Origin of the sequence: Flavobacterium sp. IMCC34518 (assembly GCF_027111095.2) — a bacterium.
Taxonomy (GTDB): domain Bacteria; phylum Bacteroidota; class Bacteroidia; order Flavobacteriales; family Flavobacteriaceae; genus Flavobacterium; species Flavobacterium praedii.
In genome coordinates, this window is the sequence record NZ_CP114284.2 from 901,955 (window position 1) to 924,647 (window position 22,693).

The 22,693-nt window shown below is 32.1% G+C and carries 23 protein-coding genes; all 23 read right to left on the minus strand.

Features of this window, described 5'->3' with window-relative positions:
- Window positions 1-79: 79 nt before the first annotated feature.
- The 23 genes from rfbA to OZP06_RS04070 all read right to left on the minus strand — a co-directional run bounded on the left by rfbA (window position 80) and on the right by OZP06_RS04070 (window position 22,693).
- On the minus strand, window positions 80-949 hold the full coding sequence (rfbA, locus tag OZP06_RS03960; RefSeq protein ID WP_281324265.1) for a glucose-1-phosphate thymidylyltransferase RfbA: 870 nt from the start codon (window positions 947-949) through the stop codon (window positions 80-82).
- 20 nt (window positions 950-969) lie between these two features.
- A complete protein-coding gene (locus OZP06_RS03965; RefSeq protein WP_269223767.1) occupies window positions 970-1,359 on the minus strand; it encodes a GxxExxY protein in 390 nt (129 codons plus the stop codon).
- A gap of 24 nt (window positions 1,360-1,383) precedes the next feature.
- Window positions 1,384-2,247 carry a dTDP-4-dehydrorhamnose reductase gene (rfbD, locus tag OZP06_RS03970; RefSeq protein WP_281324266.1) on the minus strand — a complete coding sequence of 288 codons (864 nt, stop codon included), beginning with the start codon at window positions 2,245-2,247 and terminating at the stop codon, window positions 1,384-1,386.
- Window positions 2,248-2,485: 238 nt separating this feature from the next.
- A complete protein-coding gene (gene rfbC, locus OZP06_RS03975) occupies window positions 2,486-3,034 on the minus strand; it encodes a dTDP-4-dehydrorhamnose 3,5-epimerase (RefSeq protein WP_281238859.1) in 549 nt (182 codons plus the stop codon).
- 315 nt (window positions 3,035-3,349) lie between these two features.
- Window positions 3,350-3,796 (minus strand): dTDP-4-dehydrorhamnose 3,5-epimerase family protein, encoded by a 447-nt coding sequence (locus OZP06_RS03980; RefSeq protein ID WP_269223769.1) that lies wholly within the window; start codon window positions 3,794-3,796, stop codon window positions 3,350-3,352.
- A 645-nt stretch (window positions 3,797-4,441) separates the two neighbouring features.
- Window positions 4,442-5,530: a mannose-1-phosphate guanylyltransferase gene (locus OZP06_RS03985; protein WP_269223770.1), complete on the minus strand. Its 1,089-nt coding sequence runs from the start codon at window positions 5,528-5,530 to the stop codon at window positions 4,442-4,444.
- A gap of 72 nt (window positions 5,531-5,602) precedes the next feature.
- Window positions 5,603-6,496: an NAD-dependent epimerase/dehydratase family protein gene (locus tag OZP06_RS03990; RefSeq protein WP_269223771.1), complete on the minus strand. Its 894-nt coding sequence runs from the start codon at window positions 6,494-6,496 to the stop codon at window positions 5,603-5,605.
- A 17-nt stretch (window positions 6,497-6,513) separates the two neighbouring features.
- A complete protein-coding gene (locus tag OZP06_RS03995) occupies window positions 6,514-7,743 on the minus strand; it encodes a glycosyltransferase family 4 protein (protein ID WP_281324267.1) in 1,230 nt (409 codons plus the stop codon).
- A 104-nt stretch (window positions 7,744-7,847) separates the two neighbouring features.
- The gene (locus OZP06_RS04000) at window positions 7,848-8,846 is read right to left on the minus strand and encodes an NAD-dependent epimerase/dehydratase family protein (RefSeq protein WP_281324268.1); all 999 of its coding nucleotides are present in this window, start codon (window positions 8,844-8,846) and stop codon (window positions 7,848-7,850) included.
- A gap of 2 nt (window positions 8,847-8,848) precedes the next feature.
- Window positions 8,849-9,949, minus strand: coding sequence for a glycosyltransferase family 1 protein (locus OZP06_RS04005; RefSeq protein WP_281324269.1), 1,101 nt, complete (start codon window positions 9,947-9,949; stop codon window positions 8,849-8,851).
- 109 nt (window positions 9,950-10,058) lie between these two features.
- Window positions 10,059-11,150: a glycoside hydrolase family 99-like domain-containing protein gene (locus tag OZP06_RS04010; RefSeq protein WP_269223776.1), complete on the minus strand. Its 1,092-nt coding sequence runs from the start codon at window positions 11,148-11,150 to the stop codon at window positions 10,059-10,061.
- 59 nt (window positions 11,151-11,209) lie between these two features.
- Window positions 11,210-12,646 (minus strand): oligosaccharide flippase family protein, encoded by a 1,437-nt coding sequence (locus OZP06_RS04015; protein WP_269223777.1) that lies wholly within the window; start codon window positions 12,644-12,646, stop codon window positions 11,210-11,212.
- Between the two features lie 96 nt (window positions 12,647-12,742).
- Window positions 12,743-14,365: a hypothetical protein gene (locus tag OZP06_RS04020; RefSeq protein WP_281324270.1), complete on the minus strand. Its 1,623-nt coding sequence runs from the start codon at window positions 14,363-14,365 to the stop codon at window positions 12,743-12,745.
- Window positions 14,366-14,374: 9 nt separating this feature from the next.
- Complete coding sequence (locus OZP06_RS04025) at window positions 14,375-15,091, minus strand: CatB-related O-acetyltransferase (protein ID WP_269223780.1); 717 nt, start codon at window positions 15,089-15,091, stop codon at window positions 14,375-14,377.
- A 41-nt stretch (window positions 15,092-15,132) separates the two neighbouring features.
- Window positions 15,133-16,098: a glycosyltransferase family 2 protein gene (locus OZP06_RS04030; RefSeq protein WP_281324271.1), complete on the minus strand. Its 966-nt coding sequence runs from the start codon at window positions 16,096-16,098 to the stop codon at window positions 15,133-15,135.
- Between the two features lie 148 nt (window positions 16,099-16,246).
- A complete protein-coding gene (locus OZP06_RS04035) occupies window positions 16,247-17,512 on the minus strand; it encodes a hypothetical protein (RefSeq protein ID WP_281324272.1) in 1,266 nt (421 codons plus the stop codon).
- Window positions 17,439-18,476: a pseudaminic acid synthase gene (pseI, locus tag OZP06_RS04040; protein WP_269223785.1), complete on the minus strand. Its 1,038-nt coding sequence runs from the start codon at window positions 18,474-18,476 to the stop codon at window positions 17,439-17,441. Before pseI ends, OZP06_RS04035 begins: the two co-directional genes overlap by 74 nt.
- Window positions 18,477-18,478: 2 nt before the next feature.
- On the minus strand, window positions 18,479-18,943 hold the full coding sequence (locus OZP06_RS04045; protein WP_281324273.1) for a GNAT family N-acetyltransferase: 465 nt from the start codon (window positions 18,941-18,943) through the stop codon (window positions 18,479-18,481).
- Window positions 18,937-19,497 carry a GNAT family N-acetyltransferase gene (locus OZP06_RS04050; protein ID WP_269223787.1) on the minus strand — a complete coding sequence of 187 codons (561 nt, stop codon included), beginning with the start codon at window positions 19,495-19,497 and terminating at the stop codon, window positions 18,937-18,939. The genes OZP06_RS04045 and OZP06_RS04050 overlap by 7 nt, the downstream gene beginning before the upstream one ends.
- A complete protein-coding gene (gene pseF, locus OZP06_RS04055; protein ID WP_281324274.1) occupies window positions 19,484-20,182 on the minus strand; it encodes a pseudaminic acid cytidylyltransferase in 699 nt (232 codons plus the stop codon). Before pseF ends, OZP06_RS04050 begins: the two co-directional genes overlap by 14 nt.
- 11 nt (window positions 20,183-20,193) lie before the next feature.
- Window positions 20,194-20,940: an imidazole glycerol phosphate synthase cyclase subunit gene (locus tag OZP06_RS04060; RefSeq protein ID WP_281324275.1), complete on the minus strand. Its 747-nt coding sequence runs from the start codon at window positions 20,938-20,940 to the stop codon at window positions 20,194-20,196.
- Window positions 20,933-21,538 carry an imidazole glycerol phosphate synthase subunit HisH gene (gene hisH / locus OZP06_RS04065; protein ID WP_269223788.1) on the minus strand — a complete coding sequence of 202 codons (606 nt, stop codon included), beginning with the start codon at window positions 21,536-21,538 and terminating at the stop codon, window positions 20,933-20,935. Before hisH ends, OZP06_RS04060 begins: the two co-directional genes overlap by 8 nt.
- Before the next feature lie 3 nt (window positions 21,539-21,541).
- Window positions 21,542-22,693 (minus strand): N-acetyl sugar amidotransferase, encoded by a 1,152-nt coding sequence (locus OZP06_RS04070; protein WP_269223789.1) that lies wholly within the window; start codon window positions 22,691-22,693, stop codon window positions 21,542-21,544.

The following is a 22,693-nucleotide window of genomic DNA, read 5'->3' on the forward strand; positions in this document are numbered from 1 at the left end:
AATTTATTTTAACAAATACTGTTATTTATAGAATTAAATACTGCAATCTAAATTCTGCCTTCTGCTGCTATTCCCTGAACTAAATTTTATATTTCAAAAGTCCTAAAAGATACTCTCCATACCCCGACTTTTTCAATGGCTCGGCCAATTCTCTTAGTTGATCCTCAGTTATAAAACCTTGCCTCCAAGCAATTTCTTCAATACAACCTACTTTCAATCCTTGACGTTCTTCCAAAACCTGTACAAATTGTCCTGCTTGCATCAAACTGTTAAAAGTTCCGGTATCCAACCAAGCGGTACCACGGCTCAAAATTCCAACTTTCAATTTACCTTGTTCCAAATACACTTTATTCACATCGGTAATTTCATATTCTCCTCTGGCACTAGGTTGAATATTTTTTGCTATTTCCACTACTGAATTGTCATAAAAATACAACCCTGGAACCGCATAATTTGATTTTGGGACTAAAGGTTTTTCCTCGATAGATAGCGCTTTCAGATTTTTATCAAATTCTACAACACCATATCGCTCTGGATCCGAAACATGGTAAGCAAAAACAACTCCCCCTTCAGGATTGGTATTCGATTGCAATAATTCATGCATATTGGCTCCAAAGAAAATATTATCTCCTAATACCAAAGCAACAGAATCCGAACCAATGAAGTCTTCTCCAATCACAAATGCTTGCGCCAAACCATTTGGAATTGCTTGTTCCGCATAACTAAATTGACAACCTATAGCCGATCCATCTCCCAATAATTTTTTAAAATTAGGCAAATCATGCGGTGTCGAAATAATCAATATTTCATTGATCCCTGCCATCATCAATGTCGACAATGGATAATAAATCATCGGTTTATCATAAACAGGCATCATTTGCTTACTCATCGCAAGCGTTAACGGATGCAAACGGGTACCAGATCCTCCAGCTAATATTATTCCTTTCATAGTTCTTCTAATTTTACGAATTAATCCGAATTTTTCAAATTAATTATTCTTTTATAATTCAATGATAGCATACCAAAATTAATTAGCATACCCAATTCCATATTGGTACATTTTAAATAATTTCTCAACTGCTCGTAGAATATATCTGGAATATGGACTACAGCTTTAATTTCTAAAACAATTCCATCATAGCAAACAAAATCTGCTCTATAATACTTACTCAATTTCACATTTTCGTAATATAATTCCAATTTCAGCTGTCTTTTAAAAGGAATATTTTGAATCAAAAATTCTTTCTCTAATGCTTCTTCATAAACCGCCTCCAAGAATCCTACTCCTAATGAACGATGTACTTTCATACAAGCACCAATGATTTTAAAACTCTCTTCCTTAAAAAGTATTTTATCCATTAGTAGAATTCGTTAAATTCGTTTTTAATTCGTACTAATTAGTTGCTCCATACACTTCACCAAACTCTCCCTATATCCCGGAACAACTACCCCAAAAGTAGCTTTAATTTTGGTTTTGTCCAATAATGAATATTGAGGGCGTTTTGCTGGTGTTGGATAAGCCGAAGATGGAATACCGCTGACAGCACAATCAAAACCACCAATTTCCTGAATGGCCAAAGCAAACTCATACCAACTAATTGCTCCCTCATTCGAAAAATGATAAATGCCAGATTCCCAATTTGGATGCATAATAATGGTCATTATAGCCTGAGCCAAATCGGCCGCGTAGGTAGGGCTTCCAATTTGATCATTGACTACACTCAAAGAATCTCTTTCTTGCATCAAACGAGACATCGTTTTTACAAAATTGGCTCCAAAGCTAGAATACACCCATGAGGTTCTGATAATAATAGCCGATGGATTTTCACGCATACACGCTTGTTCTCCAGCCAATTTAGTCACACCATATACATTTATCGGAGCAGTTGCTGCAGTTTCGGTTAAAGCAGTTGCTGCAGTACCATCAAAAACATAATCGGTGGAAATATGAATCAATTTACAAGTGTTGTTTTCACTCCAATTTGCCATTACAGCAACGGATTTATGATTCAAAACATCAGACAATTCATATTCTGATTCGGCTCGATCCACAGCAGTGTGAGCTGCGCAATTAACGATATAGTCCGGTTTGATATTTGTTAATTCGGCAGCTAAATTCTCCAAATTACACAAATCCAACTCTTCTCGATCCGTAAAAACCCATTCAAATTGGTTATATATTTTTGACAGAACATTCAATTCAGAACCCAATTGCCCATTGGCACCGGTAATTAATATTTTTTTCATAATTTATATACAGAAAATTTATTTTAGCAAATAGACAGTCAATATTCACTCTTCATTATTCACCACTAACTATTCACGACTAACTACTAACTATTCACGACTAACTACTAACTATTCACCACTAACTATTCACCACTAACTATTCACGACTATCTATTCACGACTATCTATTCACGACTAACTATTCACCACTAACTATTCACGACTAACTACTAACTACTAACTATTCACTACCAACTTAAAACTCACTATTACACCCTGCAAAATCAGGTAAAACCAAATCCTTTCCGGATACAATAGCATCTTTTAAATCCATTCCCCAATCGATGTTTAAAGTTGTATCATCAAAACGGATACCCCCTTCGCTGGCTTTATTATAAAACTGATCGCACTTATAAAGCACTACAGCGGTTTCACTCAATACCGAAAATCCATGGGCAAAACCTTGTGGAACTAACAATTGTTTTTTGTTTTCGGCTGTTAATTTGATTCCAAAATGTTTCCCGTAAGTAGGGGAGTCTTTCCTTAGATCGACAGCAACATCCATTATCTCTCCCTGTAATACTCGAACTAATTTAGTTTGAGCAAAAGGCGGATTCTGGTAATGCAAACCCCGCAAAGTTCCCCTTTGTGAAAAGGATTGATTGTCCTGCACAAATTCAATATCAATTCCCAACCCACTCAATTTATTTTTGTTGTAGGCCTCAAAAAAATAACCCCTTTCGTCCTCAAATACATCAGGAGTCAGTATAACTAAATCCTTAATATAAGTTTGCTCTATGTTCATATTATAATTTTTTATCTTTTTAAAAGTAACTTCTAACTATTCACACTCACTATTCACTATTCACCACTCACTTCTCACTATTCACCATTCACCATTCACTATTCTCCACTCACTTCTCACTATTCTCTATTCACTATTCACTTCTCACCACTCACTTCTCACTATTCACTATTCACTATTCACTATTCACCACTCACCACTCACCACTCACCACTCACTTCTCACTTCTCACCATTCACCATTCACTATTCACCATTCACTTCTAACTATTCACTATTCACTATTCACTATTCACCATTCACTATTCACCATTCACTATTCACCACTCACTAACTCCCACATATCACTATCAAACCGCACATCATCTTCCGAAGTCCGATCAAGCAGTAAAGTAGAAAACGAAATCAATTTAGACCCCACTTCCAGCGATTCAATGGCATTGGCATAACCCTCTGGAACATGAAGAACATTGCTTTGATCAGCACTAAGTATCACACTTTCAACTTTCAAATCTTTCGAAGGCAATTCCCAGTGGTCTATTTTTACATAATGCACTCTTACAGCACCTTGAATACAATAAAAATATTTATTGTCTATTTTATGCCCCTGCCAAGCCCGCAAAGGATTCTCAGCCGAATTACTAATGATATAAAACCGCTCAATAGCATCAAATTTCATATCGTTAACAAAGGAAATCTGCCCTCTTTGGTCGGTATGAATTCCGCCTTTGATTAATCGAGGAATTTTATTATTTTCTGACATACATGTTTTTTATTTAATAAAATATAACATTCCAGAATCTTGTCCTACTGAAAAAGGAAGCGTCCTCACAACGAACTCCGCTCCAATAATCAAATCCCGCAATACAACATTTGAATTGAAATACCTTCAATATATAAATAATTCAATCCCATACTGGAACTTAAACAACTTTAAACTCTGAATCCATTAAACAGTTTTAAACCTTTAAACTGACAACCGAGAACTCACTTCTCTCATCTCACAACTCACCTGTCTCCTCGAGCGCAAACTCATTAAGTTAAACTTTGATTTTTCTGGCAGAGCCATTAAGCTGCAAAGTCTAAAACCGTTTTCTTTGCGTCTCTGCGCCTTTGCGAGAGCTGCATTTAGAATAATTCTAGCAAGAAATCCTTAATCTTAATGGTATTGATCCAGAAAAATTTGTACGGAGCGAAGTCGAAGTACTGTCGAGAGCCAAAATCTTGTTATACTGCCAAAGGGAACATCACCAAAAGCTAATTCACCATTCACTATTCACCATTCACAACTCACTATTCACCATTCACTATTCACTATTCACTATTCACTATTCACCATTCACTATTCACTATTCACTATTCACTATTCACCATTCACAACTCACTATTCACCATTCACTATTCACTTCTACAAATACTCCTCCCCAAACTCAACTACCATATCCCCTGCAACAGCCTTTATCTCCTGCTCATTCCCTTTCGGGTAAATCAATAACACTTTACCATCATCAACCACAATAAAATCATCCAACCCTTTAATTACAGCCGCTTTCCCTTTAGGCAATTGAATAATACAATTGGTAGTATCTTCCAGATAAAAGTGATCCACACTCAAAGCATTGTTATCTTTATCTTTCTCCACTACCTCATGCAACGAAGCCCAGGTACCCAAATCAGACCAACCAATGTCGGCAGGAATGGTATAGACATTATCCGCTTTTTCCAGTATCGCATAATCAATAGAGATATTCGGACTGTTAGGGTAATTTTTATTTATAAAATCAATTTCAGTACTTGTATTATAAACTTCATTTCCTTTCGCAAACAAAACATCTATTTCCGAGGCATATTTTTGAAAAGCAGTTTGGATGCTTTGGGCACTCCAAATAAAAATCCCTGCATTCCATAAATAATCACCAATGATCAAATATTCTTGAGCTTTTTCTAAAACAGGTTTTTCCATAAATTTGGCAACTTTATGAACACCATCAATCCCCTCTTTTTGGAAATTAATATACCCATAACCAGTATCCGGTCGTGTTGGACTAATACCAAGGGTAACTAAAGCATCGTTTGCTGCGGTATAACCAAGGGCTTGCTCAATTTTATTCAAAAATTCCGTTTCCTTCAATATCAAATGATCCGAGGGTGCCACCACTATATTGGCATCTGGATTCTGTTTCAATATTTTATAGGAAGCATAGGCTATACAAGGAGCTGTATTGTTCCTGCTTGGTTCCAATAAAACATTGTTTACCGCTATACCGTTCAGTTGTTCTTGTATCAATCCCAAATACTGTTGATTGCTCAGTATATAAATATTTTCTCTTGGACAAATTTTCTCAAATCGCTCGTAAGTAAGTTGCAACAACGATTTCCCAATTCCCAATATGTCTATAAACTGTTTCGGAAAGTGATTACGGCTCTTAGGCCAAAACCGACTTCCCACACCACCTGCCATAATGAGGACATAGTTGTTTTTATTGTTTTCTATCATTCTTGTTTTTAATTAGAATATACTTTTATATTCATTTATACATTTCCAGTTCCTGTTAAAAATTAAACAATTTTAAACTCTAAACCAATCTAAAACTCTTTGAGACTTCCATCCCGCAACTTCTCTGGCCTTAGTGTCATCAAAGGTCAAATCAGAAGTGATTTTTTTAATTTTAGAGGAATTAATTGGGGCTTTATTCCCCAACAAGTCACCAGCATATCCCATTAACTTCACAATAAATAGGGGCAAATTAAAAGGTACTTTTTTGTTTTTATTCTTTGCAATAGCCGAGCTCAACTCCTTAAAATTAGGATGAAAACCATCTGTTAAATTATAAGTCCCTCCTATCATTGCGACTTTTGGTATAAAGAAGGCAACATCTTGTGCCAGCACCATACTTTTTCTAGCTTTTCCACCACCTATGTTAAAATAATAGCCTTTTTCTATTGCTCTTATCATTGCTCCTAGGTTTCCAGGAGGATTTTTTCCTACCAATAATGGCAACCGCAAAATAGTGCAAACTACACTATGTTTTTCACACCATTTTGCCACCAATACTTCACCTTCAATTTTACTCAAACCATAAGGATCTTTTGCTTCAAGCTTGTAATCTTCATTTATTTCTTTACCAAACTCCTGACCATAAACCGAAACTGAACTAATAAAAACAAACTGTTTTGGTACACCTATGCTTTCTAGCCCTTTTAATAAATTCTCAGTACCTTTAACATTCACTTCGTAAAACTGTTTTCTTTCAGCATCAGTTTTAGGCACGGAATGAGCTTTACCTGCTGAATGTACAACTAATTCGTAATTTTCATTAAAAATTGGAGTTTCATTTTCTAGTATAACTTTGTAATCTCCAGTTGTTTTTGATAAACTAAAAAGTGCATTACTTTCCAATAAACTTTTATAAATATATTTCCCTAAAAAACCATTTGCACCAGTAACTAATACTCTCCCCATAATAAACTGTTAAAAACCTATTTCATAGGATAATTAATAGTCCTTTCTAAAAGTAAAGACCATTTGTCACATATCACTTTTTTAGAAAAATTCTCTTGATATATTTTAAATGAGTTTTCTTTCATTTTTGAAATCAATTCTGGATTATTTGCTATTTCACATAAAACATTTGCAACTTTATCAATTGTTTCTTTTTGTACTTGAAATCCTAAATCATATTCTCTAGTCCAAACACTAAGAGCAGAATTTTGCGCTCCTGAAAAAAGAACAGCCTTTCCAATTGCAATTGCAGAAAAATATTTGGATGGTACTGAAATACCCGTCCACTCCTCTTTTAAACTTATTAACATTATATCTGCAGACGATAATCTTTCTTCTAGCTCTTGATCTGTTTCAACAAAACCTCCAAAACTTATATTTGTATCATTATCAACAATTTGCAACTTTAAATCATCAAATCGATTCCCAAATCCAGCAAAACAAAATCCTACTGAAGCATTCCTTTTGTTTAATTCTCTAGCAAGTTGCAAAAAATTATCAAATTCATGAGCATTACCAATTGTTCCGGTATACAACAAAGTTAAATTTGCATTTTTAAACAACTTTTGACGAGTTTCAAAGTGGGGTAGTAACATTTCAATTGGTTCCACGAAAGACCAAGGCGGCAATGTTTCTTCTTTTGCAGAGTGATTATACTGTCTATAGATTTCTCTCATACAAGGTCCAATATCTACAATTACATCAATCTTTCCGTAACAAAATTTAGCAAGACTTTTTAATACTTTCCCCAAAAAACTAAATGATTTCTCTTTTGACACAATAATTGCCTCCGGATATAAATCAAAACCCCACATCAAAATTTTGGTATTTCTTTTGAATAGTTTAATGAAGGGTACTAGCAGATAAACAAATGGAGGGTTTGTTCCAATAATAATTGCATCATATTTACCGATAAAAGGCAATTTTACAATCCATGATAAAACCAACCAAAATGAGGTCAGTAATCTTTGCAAATTTTTTTTTTGATTAAATGGAGGAATGTAAGTTCTACTATATTTTACGCCATTCCAAACACCATTTTTAGGTGTAATTATTTTTTTATGGTTCCCATAAAATCGATTACCTACAACTGCTGAAACATCCCAACCTCTCGCCACTAATTCTTCAGTTAATTCCGATATATGTCTCGCGGTATTTATTTTATCAGGCCAAAATATATGATTGAAAACTAAAATTTTATTACTCATATTATAAAATTAGCTCCTAATTGCTTAGGTATTGTGCAGAAAAGGGCGAAATTAAAGCACTAACTATTTGCTTAAATTTCACCCTTTAAAATATTATTATTAAGCTATTTATTCACTTGTTCATTAATCCAAGTAAATGTTTTGATCATTCCTTTTTCTAGAGGCTCTGATACTCTCCATCCAATTTTATTCTCATAAAGTTTATTATCTGAATTTCTGCCTCTAACACCCTCAGGGCATTTAAAGCCGTATTTCTGAATAAACTCATCTCCAGTAATATTTTTAATCGCAATATTTTTATCACTAATTCTGATAGCCATTTCAGCTAATTGATTGATGGTTACCATCTCATCAGAACCAATATTTACAGGCCCTAAGAAGTCACTTTCCATCATTCTTAATACCGCCTCAACACACTCATCAACATAGAGAAAACTTCTAGTTTGTAAACCATCACCCCAAACTTCAAAAGAACCACCTTCTGGAGTTTCAGCAGCTTTTCTAGACATAGCGGCAGGTGCTTTTTCTTTTCCGCCCATCCAAGTACCTTGAGGACCAAAAATATTATGAAATCTAGCCACTCTAACGTCTAATTTATAATTTCTGTTAAACGCAAAATACAAACGTTCACTAAATAATTTTTCCCAACCATACTCTGAATCGGGGTTGGCAGGATAGGCTGATGACTCCTCACAATTTGGATTCTCTGGATCTAATTGATTATGCTCAGGATACATGCAGGCAGAAGACGAATAAAACACCTTTTTAATATTTTTTTTGACACACTCATGAACCACATTCAAATTGATAAGCGCTGAATTATGCATTACATTAGCATCGTTGTCTCCCGTAAAAATATAACCTGCTCCCCCCATATCAGCAGCCAATTGATAGACTTCATCATACCCTTCTCCAATTACCAATTCAACTGCCTTAGGATCACGCAGATCCGCTAAGATAAATTCATGACAAATTTCTTGATGATCAAAATACTCATGATTCTTAATATCTGCAATTCGAACATAACATCCTTCATTCTTTAATCTTTTTGCCAAATGACCTCCTATGAAACCGCCACCTCCTAAAACAATTACTTTTTTCATGCTTACTTATTTTCTTTATTAATAGTTAATTCTTTATACAATTCGTTATAAACTGATACAACCTCAGTATAACATTTATCCCAAGAATACAGAAGAGATCGTTTCATACCTTTCTCAATAATTTCATCTCTTTCAGTTTGAATAAATGCAACACCCTCTTTAAATTGATCAATACTTAAAGTATTCATCAAAAAACCAGCATTGCCAGCAACTTCTGTAATTGAAGAGCATCGTAACGCAATAAATGGACAACCCGCCTTCATCGCTTCTACAAGTGGAATACCAAATCCTTCATAAGAAGATGGATATAGCAAAGCAAAAGCAGCATTATAACATGCATTCAGTTCATTATTATTTATTATACCCAAATGGGTCCACCTTCCATTTAACTGGTAATCTAATAATTGTTTTTCTTTAGGAGATAACTCCCCCCCAACAATTTTAAGATGATAGTTATCCATAGAAACAACTGCTTTGACGGCAAAGTCAAAATTCTTGTAGGAGGTTCTAGAACCAACAAATAAAAAAAAGGGATTAATACTATCGCTACTTACTTGCGGAATTTTATAATAATCCGTGGATACACCATTGTAAATAACCCTAATATCCTTAGAAGAAAATTGAGGTAAAAAATGCAATAAATCTTTTTTGGTGTTTTCAGAAATACAAATCACCACATCAGCTGCGGCTATAGCTTTTCGCTTTTGCCAAGAATGCACCCATTTTTTCAAACCATTACTGAAATATTCATACGTAAAATCATGAACCGTAACAATCTCTTTTATATTATTTCTCCTTTTTACAACATTACTTAATGTTCTATAATAAGTTGAATGAAAAATAAAGTTTTCATTCTTCATTTTTAAATTAATCTTTCGATATCTTGACAAAAAATTAATTAATCTATTTCGAATTTTTATAGTATCATTTAATTCAATTTTCAATTCCTTTCTAAAAATATTCTTATTAAAGCCTTCTTCTTCTATAAATGAAGTCTTAATATCTGATTCATCTAAAATTCTATTAATCATTTCATACCAATAAACAGAAACACCTCCTGTTTTTTGCAATGAGAAAATTATATTATCTAATAGTATTTTCATTTGTAAAATATAGAATAAACTAATAATAAAGAAAAAAGCATAAAAAATGATGTTAAATAATATACCTCATTAAAAAAAATGTATTTATTCATATAAATAAACTATTATATTACTTACAAAAATTTTCTTCAATTGCGCTTCTTAATGCTTTTATATATTTTTTTCCAAATTTCAAATCTGGCTCCATATAATTACCTTCACCCCATTCGTTCCAAGATTTAAGGAATAAAACTTGACGACTATTTGACTTGTTCTTAATTGATTCTAAAGCTTTTACAACATGCTTTTTAAACAAAACAGGAGATGACTTATGAAAAACCACCCCGTAATTTCCACTACGTGGAGTATGATCCCAATTTGGAATAATAGTTGGAAATACATCCTCTGTTTTATCAATTTCTTGAATAAAATATTTAGAGATAAATGAATAACTCAGTCTAAGAGGTCTTTTTAAAACCTTAAATCTAAATAGCTTTAGTGGAATTTTCCGAATAACATCCATATTAAATCGATACTCACCTGTTCTTACTATATTTACAGCATCAAAACCCATTTTTAAAATAGGATCTTTTTCCTTATTATCAAGAGTATGACCTATAAAGAAGAACCCATCATCAAAACCATGCGTTTTAGCAAGATTATTCCATATATCTATAAATTCAGATACATCAGGTACTAAAAAAGGCTTATAGACAACAAATATTGGTCTATTTTCAATTCTCATGTATCGAGAATTTTGAATTGCTGGTAAAATTTCAAAAAAATGATTTTCAATATCTATTTTCCCTGGATAACTTTGCTCCATCAACAACACATCCTTTTTAGAGTCTTGAGAATTCCACACCTTAGATTTCCAAGATTCATTAGCCCACCCTAAACAGAATGGAAAATCAGGCTTACCAGAATTTAGAACCTCTCGAAATGGCATATCTAATAATCGTCTTCCATCACCAAACCAATAATGCCAATAGCAAAAACCTGTTACTCCTGCTTCTATTGCTAACTCTACCTGCTTTTCCCTCACCTTAGCAATTCTCAAATCATAATACCCAAGGTCTGCTGGCACCTTAGGTTGGTAATGAGACTTAAATAAAGGTTTTGCTTTACCAACATTAGTCCACTCAGTAAAACCCTCACCCCACCATTCATTATTTTCTTTAAACGGGTAATACTGTGGCAGGTAATATGCTATTATTTCCATATAATATAATCATTTTGCAACTACTTAAAGTTGCCTTTACTAGTTTAATATAAAATATTCTAATTTTTTAATAATTGATTAGCTATTAAATCGTATACAATTCTAACTTTAGCTTTTTGAAAAAAGCCTATTATTAATAGTACAAAAAATAACACTAAGTATCTTGCAATAAAATATTCGTACAAATAAACAATAAAAAAACTTGCTATAGTTGTAAGAATTGTAACAAGCCAAATATATATGTCATCGTAAACACGTTTTTTACAGATTTTATTACAAGCATACATGTGAAATAATGCAAGAACAAAATAACTAACTAAAGTTGTATAGCCAGCCGCAATATATCCAAATTTAGGAATAAATAGTAGATTCAAAATATAATTTAGCACTCCCGCTAGAACTGTTCCTATCGAAATGACAATTGTTTTTTTATGATATAATTCGAGACTTGAATAAGTATTATACACATATTGAAATAAACTTCCAATAGCTAAAGGCATAACAACATATTTTGCTTCCAAAAATTCTTTAGAACCTAACAATTTCAACATTTCTGGAGCAACTGAAATTAAACTAAAGGTCAAAAAACACATAACAAATGTTATAATGTTATTAGAAATTCTAATGCCTTTATAATCCCCACCTTGGTAACTCACATACAACCATGGAATAAAAGCCTGCATAACTGCATTCGAAAAAATTAAAGCTAATGAGGCGTATGTCAATCCAAAACTATAAAGTCCACCAGCTGAATTTCCACATATATTAATAATCATTATTCGATCTAATTGCGTGAGCACTACCATTGCCAATGCGTGTGGAATCATTGGTAATGAAATTTTTAAAGCATATTTCCAATACTTGTTGATCTGCTTACTCCAACCATTTCGAATTATTTTAATAAAAAAGAAAGACCCCATTATAAATACGGGAAAAATCAACCCTATAATCCTACCATAATATTTTTGATTACTAAATATGTAAATAAATAAAAAACAAAACAATATAGACCCGAGCGTGTTGAAAATAGAAATAAAAATATTTTGTTTATATGCTAAAGTAAATTTAAAATTCTCCTGAGCAAATACAAAAGATGGGAAAATCAATAGATAAACAAACATTAATAATACAAGATCTTGATCCAATTCCATAATCTCACCCAATTGTGTTCTAAAAACAATCGCAAGTAATAGAAATAAAACTGAAACAATGCTTCCTAATGTTTGAATTGAAGCAAGATACCTGTTTAGTCTATTAGGAAAATCTATATATGCATTACCTATGCTATAAGTCAAGCCTAATCCTAAAATAACTGAGCCTATTTGAAGCCAAGCTGCAAAATTACTAGCTATTCCATAATCCGAAGTTGTTAACAACCGTGTAAATATCGGTGTTGTAATAATTGCACTTGATTTTACCAAGATTTCAGAAAACATATAACTTGATCCCGACTTAACAGCATTCTTGTTTAATCCAATAGAATTTTCTTTATTCACCTAAATTTTTATTAATTACAAATTCCCTTTATACAGCTTAAATGAAAACAACAAATGAAATTTATTATCTCATATAAAAAAAAACAGTTAAGCCTTCTAAAACAACTGTGAATCATTTTCTATGTACTTATTCTCAATATACTTCGTGTATGATTTTTCATAAAAAAGATACAACTTATCAACTTCATTCTTGAATTTTTCAGAATAACTTTTATTATATTTTTTATTACTATTCAAGATAGCTTCTGCTTCAGGAATAAGATATGTTAAATTCACTTCAACTCCTAAATTTTTTACTGCTGCAATATATGCGGCACATGAATGTATATTATCAATCTCTTTAAAAGAAGCAATGAGTGACGGTAATTCATCGCATGAACGAACCTTAAACACCCCTTTTAACAAAGAGAAAGGAACATCCCCAAATACAATTGCCTTTTTGCCTAACATAGCTGCTTCATAAGCCGCAGTTCCAGTAATTGTTACAACTCCCTTAGCGTTTTCAATCCAAGGTTTCGGGTCGTTATAATAATTAAAATGAACCAACTTAACATTTGGAATTTTTTTCACATCCTCGTAAAAAGATAAACTTCGTTCACCAATCATTGCCCGATGCTCTTTTACGTATAACTTCCAACCTATTGGTAGTGATTTAGAAACCTGCTCTATTATATTTAGTTCATTAATAAAAAAAGGAGATAAAACAAAAGTTGTTGATTCAGGAATTAAATGCAATGGCATATAAACATAATCCTCATCTTTAACTGGATTCTCAAAATATTTATTTTTTTTAAATAAATACTGACTCTTCATTTCAATCTTTAAAAAGTATATAAACAATTTTATAGGATTGGAATAAAGAATACTATTTTTCTTTAATAATTTAAAATTTTTATTCTTTAAATAAACATTATATAAATACATTAGTATTCCCACCAAATACTTGGTTGCATAAATTAAACTATTTGGTGTGTAGGTAGATGTAATAGTTCCTTTGTACTCTTGAGACATTATATTTGAATTTTTCCTCATTTCAAATATATATTCATAATCCTCAGATAAATCTTTTGGTGTTAATTTTAGACATTTATAATATTCTTCTATAAAAGAATCTTCATTTCTAACCCCTAAACAATACGTTGGTATCTTATAAAGTTCGTATCGAGGATGATTAACCGTAATATATGGAATTTCTTTATTAAACGCGACCTCATTTAAAATGGTCCTTAAAAGTTCTGCATTATCATTATCTAATATAAGATCTGGCTTAAAATCCTCAACTACTTCAATTACTTTCTTATACCCTAATTCAAGAAAATTCAAATTTTGAGCAAATGATGAGTACTTAAAATAGTTTCTAAAATGATAATGCCGCGTAGTCAATTGAGAAGATGTCAGCTGAAGATTAAAATTCTTGAAATGGGAATATTCATTTTCAATCTTTGACAAATAACTCAAATCAACTGATTTATTATTATATACTTCATTGAATTTAAAACATAAATCTGACAAACCATACAATTTTACATCTTTTAGTTCTTCTTTGTATTTATAAAATGTATTTTCATTATACATACACTTATTAAAATAACTCTCTTCTGGATATATAAAGAAAGCTCCAACCTCATTCCCTTCTGACAATAATTTTTTAGCAATAAAAAAAAGAGGAAAAGAAAAACTTTCCTTACAAATCAATAAAACTTTCTTATTCTTAATCATATTCGTATTTTATTTAATTTTAAGCATCAAAAGATCTAATTTATCCATATTACTATTTTTAAGATCATTAATAAAAAGATTTTTATTTCGTACAATTCTATTAATATCCCACTCCCACCACTTCAATTCTTCTAAATAATTGATCATGTCTCCATCAAATCTTTTAGAATGAACAACAGCTGGATTTCCAAATGCAATTGAATATCTAGGAATATCTTTTGTGACAATACTTCCAGCACCAATTACTGCCCCTCTTCCTATCGTAATACCCGGCAATATAACCGTATTAGAACCTATCCAAACATCTTCCTCAATAACAACAGGACCTTTTGAAATTAAATCGTTTCTAAAATCTTCTTCAAAAATTAAATGGTGTACGAAACTACTGCTCATCCTTTCAAATAAATGGTTAAAATCTACTATACATACATTCTGCCCAATTGAAGAAAAGCTTCCTATATAAATCTTCTCTTTTAAAGACTTAATAACAGTACCAGGCCCCGTTATAGTAACAAACCGTCCTAAGATTATATCCCCATAACACCTTGACTCTGATATTACACAACCTTCATTAACAATTTCAAAATTGCATTTAGAATCAATTACCCTACATGGATATTTAGGATTAATACTATTATTTACTAAACCATAATTCACTTCGGATGAGCGATCAAGAATAATACTCTTTCTGTATTTTAAAAATAATTTCTTAAAAATTGATTTCATTGACATCTTTTATATTTTTATAATTCACACACTAGAAAACATCAACCATTATTTACTATTTTAACCAATAACCTAAATAATTGAAATTTCAAAAGAATTACTTTGATCTTAGTATTCCGCGTTGCGTATTTTGAATTAAGAATGTATTCGTAATTATTTAACACTTCATTTTTATACTCTTGGTATTTTGATTTCCCATAACTATCATTCATTTTTGTCAAATACGTACAATTATTAATAACAACAGTAAAAAAATGAATCGAAGCCTTCTCTAATAGTTCAGGATAATGCAAACTGGTATGTTTTCTCCAAAAAGATGCAGCTTCTACCATATCAAGTTTTTTATAATTAAAAACCGACCTTGTTATGCTTTCCCCTTCTTGGTTGTAAAAATATAAATCTTGTGAAGTTATAGCCACGAATTTAGCCTTTTCAAATATGGTAGGCATAACAAACATATCTTCCATTATTTTTCCAACGGGAAACCTCACATTTTTAAATAAATCAATGTCGTATAATTTACCCCAAGCAGAACATCTTGACTGATCATTTAAAAGCATATCCATGGCTTCTAAATCATTTGCAACTATAATATTTTTGCTGTCAGATATCTCTACTCTTAATGAATCATAAACTTTTCTATAGTAACACATAGACATTAAAACATTATTTTCAATCATAGAATTTTTCAAAACCTCTAAAAAACTCTCATGCACATAATCGTCACTATCAATAAAAGCTATATATTTCCCTTTTGCTATTTCAATCCCCGAATTTCTAGCGGCAGAAAGACCTGAATTTTTTTTATGAATAACTATTATGTTTTCATGTTTTTTTTCATAACTATCGCAAATACTAGGACAACCATCTGGAGATCCGTCATCTACAAGTATTAGTTCGTAATATTTATACGTTTGTGAAAGAATACTTTCTATACATCTGCATAAGTATTTCTCTACATTGTAAACTGGAACTACAATACTTATTAAATGCCCTGCACTATTCATAAATCATCTATATTTTACTTTTGAAAACAAATTTTATATCACACATTTCAACCTAAACCTCCAAAACACACAAACTTAAACAATCAAACGACCACATAAGCTAAATACATTAAATCAAAAGATTAAATATCCTTTTTAAAACAGTCCGTTAATTACTATTTACTCTTCCTACTGAATACCATAAAACCGGAACAATTAATTGAAAAGAAAATATATCTGAACCAACAGCCTGAAGACACAATCCAAATATGATTCCTAATTCTAAAACATGAATCCTAAGATTTTTTAAGCCTTTTACAAATGTACCAATCATTATACTCATAAAAATAGAGGTTCCAATAACACCAAGTTCCGCTAACATTCTTACATAATTTCCATCTGGCACATATTTATTACTGAATTCTACTGCTTTATGTCCAAATACTCCCAAACCGCTTCCTATAATTAGATTTCCATACATTAATCCATCAACCCAAGAACCACTCCTTTCATCTACCGCTTCAGATAGCATCTTTATACGTTCATTAAGCATTAATAACAAATCCCCAAAATTTTCATTTAAATACAATATTATCAAGAAAAGAACCACTATTTCAACTAGTAGATATCTTTTTCGCAACAGATTATACTTAATATAACCGAAATAATGAAAAACAAAAAAAGTAACTAAAGCTACAAATAAAGCAGACCTCCTAAATGTTAGAGCCACGGCAATCATACATATTGTTAATGCAAGTTTACCTTTACGACCATTGCTCTCAATAATTTCACTGAAACTTATTACCACCCCAACAACGCCTAAAGAACCTGTCATAGTTAGTCCTACTAACGACCTAAAACTATCTGTAGTTGAAATTATATTAGTCCCAACACCGTCAAGAGAATCTAAATAAGCTCTATAATAATAAGGCTGTTGGAGAAACAAAATAATACCGATTACAAAACATAAAAGAATAGCTTTTAGAGTAACTGTATAAAAATTTTTATTTTTTTTATCATCAATCTTAGCAAAATAATAAAAAAACATTGGGAGTATTGAATTCGAATATTCCCTTATAAAAACTGAAATTGGGAGACCTGAAAATATAAACCATAAAAAAGAAATTGTATTGTAAACAATATAAACCAATACCAAAACGTCAATATAATTCTTGAATAATGAAACTTTCCTTAAATACTTAATCATAAGGAACAATATTATTATAGAAGCAATAACACCTATTCTAATATCAGGAATAAACATTCCTAAACTCATTATTCCTATTATATAAAAATAATAATAATCAATTGCTTTATAAGGAAATACAACTTCTTGCTTATCAATCATAAAAACACTTGTACTATTTGCAATATTCAATTTCAAATCGTTCCCCCTTCTCCAAATCCTCTTTAACCATCTTCCCCAATATTTCATTATAATATTTAGGATGCAACCCAAACCCTGGTCGAATAGAACGTACATTTTTATCAGTAATCACATCACCTGCTTTCATATCTTCAACTACATAAAGAGAACGAGAAAAATCTTTTCCTTTCGCCTGTTTTTCGGTAAGTGTATAATCAACAACACCAATAGCACTTTCGGCTTCTCGCACTGCTTTGACCATAGCGGTAAACTCTTCTTCATTCATGGAGAAAGAAGCATCTGGACCACCTATTGAGCGATCCAAAATAAAATGCTTCTCGATGATTTTAGCTCCAAAACAAGTCGCAACTACAGGAACAGTTGCTCCCATAGTGTGATCCGAAAGACCGCTGATCACATTATAACGCTCGGCCAAATCTTTAACCATACACATATTGGCTTCTTCTATCGGCGCAGGATAACTAGAAGTACATTTTAACAAGGCAATATCAGTATTGCCCATTCTTCTGCAAGCGTCTAAAGCCAATTCAATATCTGCTTGCTCTGCAATGCCTGTAGATAAAATGATTGGCTTCCCTTTAGAAGCCACATACTCAATCAAAGGAATATCCGTAATCTCAAAAGAAGCTATCTTATAAGCCGGGACATTTAGAGTTTCCAAGAAATCAACCGCTGTTTTATCAAATGGAGAAGAGAAACAGATGATTCCCTCTTCTTTAGCAACTCTAAAAATTTCTTCGTGCCATTCCCAAGGGGTAAAGGCTTCTTGATATAATTTGTAAAGGTTTTTACCCTCCCAAATGGTTCCTTTTATCAAAAAATCATCTTTATCGCAATCAATTGTAATAGTATCGGCAGTATAGGTTTGCAGTTTAATGCAATCTGCCCCTGCACGTTTTGCCGCGCGAATAGTTTCTACCGCAGTGTCTATACTACCATTATGGTTTGCCGAAAGCTCAGCAATGATAAAAACCTTGCTTCCTTTGTTTATTTCAAATGTACCTATTAGCATTTTTAACCTTTTTTTGTAAAATGAAAACTAATACAGTTTTCATAATTTATTATATTATCAAACTCAAATCCTGCTTTCTCAAAAGCTTGCTTCGAACTTCTATTTTGTTCTTTTATATAGGCATTTATCAAATAGCCTTTATTATTTTCTAAGAAATAATCGGATGCCAAAAATAACATTTCCTTTGCTAATCCTTTTCCCCTGTGCTCCGCTGCTATAGAAATCCCAATCAAAGCTTCCTTTTCATTTTCTTTCTGAATGCGAATTTGACCTACATTTAACTTTTCCTCATTTTGAAAAAGTAACAACATACAGGAGTGGTCTTCTACTTTACTTTCGAACCATTTTTTATGACTTTCAAAATCAATTGTATTGGTGTTATAGGATTGTTCTCTAACGCTCGAATCATTTGCCCAATCAAAATAGAGTTTAGTATCGGCTAAAGTCGCTTTTCGAAAAGTTAACATCTATTATTTATTTTAGAATGAATCACTACATCTATAAACTTACCGTCAAAAAGACAATGTTCTTTCAATCGGGTTTCTTCAATAAAATTGGCATCTTGCAACGCAAAATACAAATGTGGTCTTAAGTCAAAAGCGTAAGTAAATATTTTATGTAATTTTAAATCCTCAAAAGCTACTTTTTCGATAAGCGATAAATATTTAGTCCAATTGGCATGAAAATTATCCTTTTCTAATGCTGTATCCATTATAAATGAAATCTCAGCATTTTTATCAATCCAGTTAATATGTACCAAACCGCCATAACCTATACAAACATCTTTTTCTAAGTAAGAAAACAAAATTTGGTTGGGTTGTTCTTGATTAAAGAGTTTATCAACAATAATATTAAAATAATTTTCTTGGTCTTCAACCGTAAGCAGTTTATTTTGTCGTAAATGATAAATTTGTTCATTACGCCATTTCAAAATATCCAAACGATCTTCGTAACGGAGCGGAACAATTTTAAAATTATCAAATTCAATTATCTGGATTGACAAACACTTATATGATTTCATTCGAAAACAATTTATATTTTAATTCTGCTAAAACCCAGTCATTTTCTGTGTCAATGTCGTGGGCGTGAAGCTCGTCAATTTCAATGGCAAAAGTGTCTTGTGTTCGTAAACTTTTATTTACCTTTAATTTCTTGACATCAAAAGTATAAAACATACCTGCATCGTGAAATGCTTTGTCTAAATCCTGCGTCCTTGCATTGGAATTAGAATCGTCAAAAGTGGCTATTTTCCCAATATCCGAAAGCTTTAAAGCTCTTTGAATTGGATGTGAATAAGCTAGAATTGGGAATACACAATCACAATTTTCTTTAATCAACATCTCAAAAGAATCATGTAACACTTTTGCATTTACAAAAGGAGCACAGGCATAAATGCAAGTTGCAAAATCAAATTGCAAATCCATATCCTTATACCAATCTAAAACTTCGATTAATACATCGACTGTAGTGGCAAAGTCATTACTATTATCAGCACTACGGATAAACGGAACTTTCGCTCCATATTCTCTAGCGACCTCCGCAATTTCTTCACTATCCGTCGAAACCATTACCTCGTCATACAAACCACTTTTTAGGGCAGCTTCAATGGCATAAGCGATAATAGGTTTTCCAAAAAAATATTTTATATTCTTGTGCGGAATACGTTTGCTTCCACCACGGGCAGGAATAATAGCAATTTTCTTCAATTTTTATACTTTTATATTCGAACCGGAACATTAATACTTTTCAATTCATTTTTTATATCCAGAGGAGTAAACTGAGTAAAATGAAAAATACTTGCAGAACCTACCGCTTGCACTTTTGTTTGAGAGAACAACGCATTGTAATGTTTCATCGACCCACCACCGCCAGCAGCAATAATCGGAATATTGGTCAACTCTGTAACTCGATTGATTAAATCAATGTCAAAACCATCCATCATACCATCATTATCAACGCTCGTAACAACAAATTCCCCCACTTTACAAGAAATCATTAAGCTTACAAAATCTTCAAGAGAAATCTCAATATCTAACTTATTAAAAATCTTGTATCCATCAGGAGTAGCATAAGCATCAATAGAAATAGAAATACATTGACTTCCGAAAAAAGCAACCGCTTTCTCAATAAATTTAGCATCTAACAAGGCTTTAGTTTTGATAATAACCTTATCTGCACCAATTTTTAATAAATTGTTTATGTCCTCAATAGTTTCAATACCACCACCTATAGCTACAGGCATATAGCATTCTTTTATCACGTCAGCAACAAGTTTTAAATTGACTTTTCGCTTTTGTGAACTAGCAAAAATATCTACAAAAACTAATTCATCAACACCACGACTATTATAAACTCGAGCGGCTTGTACAGGATTTCCAACCATTCTAGGATTAGAAAATTTTTTAGTTTTGACTAACCCAAAACCATTAAAGGTTAAAATAGGTATTATTCGTACTTTAAGCATTTATTTCGAAAAAAGTTTTTAAAAGTGATAATCCTGCATTTTGACTTTTCTCAGGATGAAATTGTGTAGCAAAAATATTCCCTTTCTGAATACTGGAAACCACATCAAAACCATAGTTTACAGTTGTAGCAATATCTTCCTTATTTTCGGGAACGACATGATAACTATGAATAAAGTAAAAATCGTCTGTTTGACATTCTTTATAATAGGTTTCATTCAAAACCTGAATATTATTCCAACCCATATGAGGGACATTCAAATCTTGCAATTCAAATTTAACGACGCTTCCTTTTACCCAACCTAGCCCTATACTTTCGAAAGGCTCCGTACCTTTTTCCATAATCAGCTGCATCCCAAGGCAAATTCCTATGAAATTTTTCTTTTTCACAACAACCTCATCTGTAAGCAATTCAACTAAGCCTCTATCGTTCAAATTTTTCATTCCTTGAACAAAAGAACCAACACCAGGCAATAAAATAGTCTTAGCCTTTTTAATTAATTCATGGTCATCAGTAATGACACTCTCAATTTTTAAAAAATTCAAGGCCTTTTGGACAGAAGCTACATTACCCATTCCGTAATCAATTATTGCTACCATTATTTATTCAAAATCAAAGTTTCTTACTAAATTTCCTTGGGCATCTTTCAAGAAATTACCTTCTTCGTCTTGAGCAAATAAAATAGAATTTGTGAAAGAGTCTAAAATCATATCTATTTCTTCTTTTGTCATACCGGAGTATTTCACAAATTCATCAACTCCATAATTAGGATACTTCCCATCATATTGTTTAACAAGTTTCAACCCCTCTTCTCTTGTCAATCTGTTATTTCTAACATCAATACATGCATGATCCGTTGCGCGTCCAAAACCATATTTTACATATTTTAAATAATCATGTAAACCGTGCATTTTTTCGTCCAGATTCTCATAATTAGTATATGTTCCTTCAACAGGTCCATCTTCTTTTACAGCGAAACCGTGTTTTTTCACAATTTCTAGTTGCTTTTGAGCATCCCAAAAGAAATAGTGTCCTAAAAACAAACCAACCACACCTACTCTGTCAATATCTTCATCCGAAGGATAGAAATAAGGTGTTAAATCTTTTTCTGTAAGACCATCTACGCCCACCATATCTTGGATTCTATTCCCTAATAAACCTCCAAACTCTTCCAACCATTTTCTGTTTAGATGTTTGTTTTCAATAGACTCAACAGGACCTCCATACTCTTGTTGTGGATTTTCTCCCCAAATAACTAAAGGGATATTAAATCTAACAGCAATATGAATTGGAATAGTAAAAATGCCTAAATGATTTGGCCACATCTCGTCTCCCACTCTTTTAAATCCTTCAACAACCATACTTTTATAGGCTTTGTAATTCTTTTTGAAATAAATTACATCAATCCCCATTTTTGAAATATTGTCAATATTTGCTTGACCTACTTCCGTCAGATTAGTAGTTTCAAAACAAACGCACAAAGGATTTAGTCCGCAAACTTCTTTCATAAAATAGGCTTGATACGTACTGTCTTTACCTCCACTTACTGGAATTAAACAATCGTAACCAATTTCATTCGGCCCTTTTTTATATTTATCAATAATCGTATTGAAATCAATTTCTCTTTGTTTCCAATCAATTGAATTATCTTTTTGATCAGCTGCAACGCAAGCAGAGCAAACACCCTCTTTATTAAAAAACAAATCTGGTTTTGTTTCAGGAAACAAACATTTTGTACAGTATCGGATTTTCAT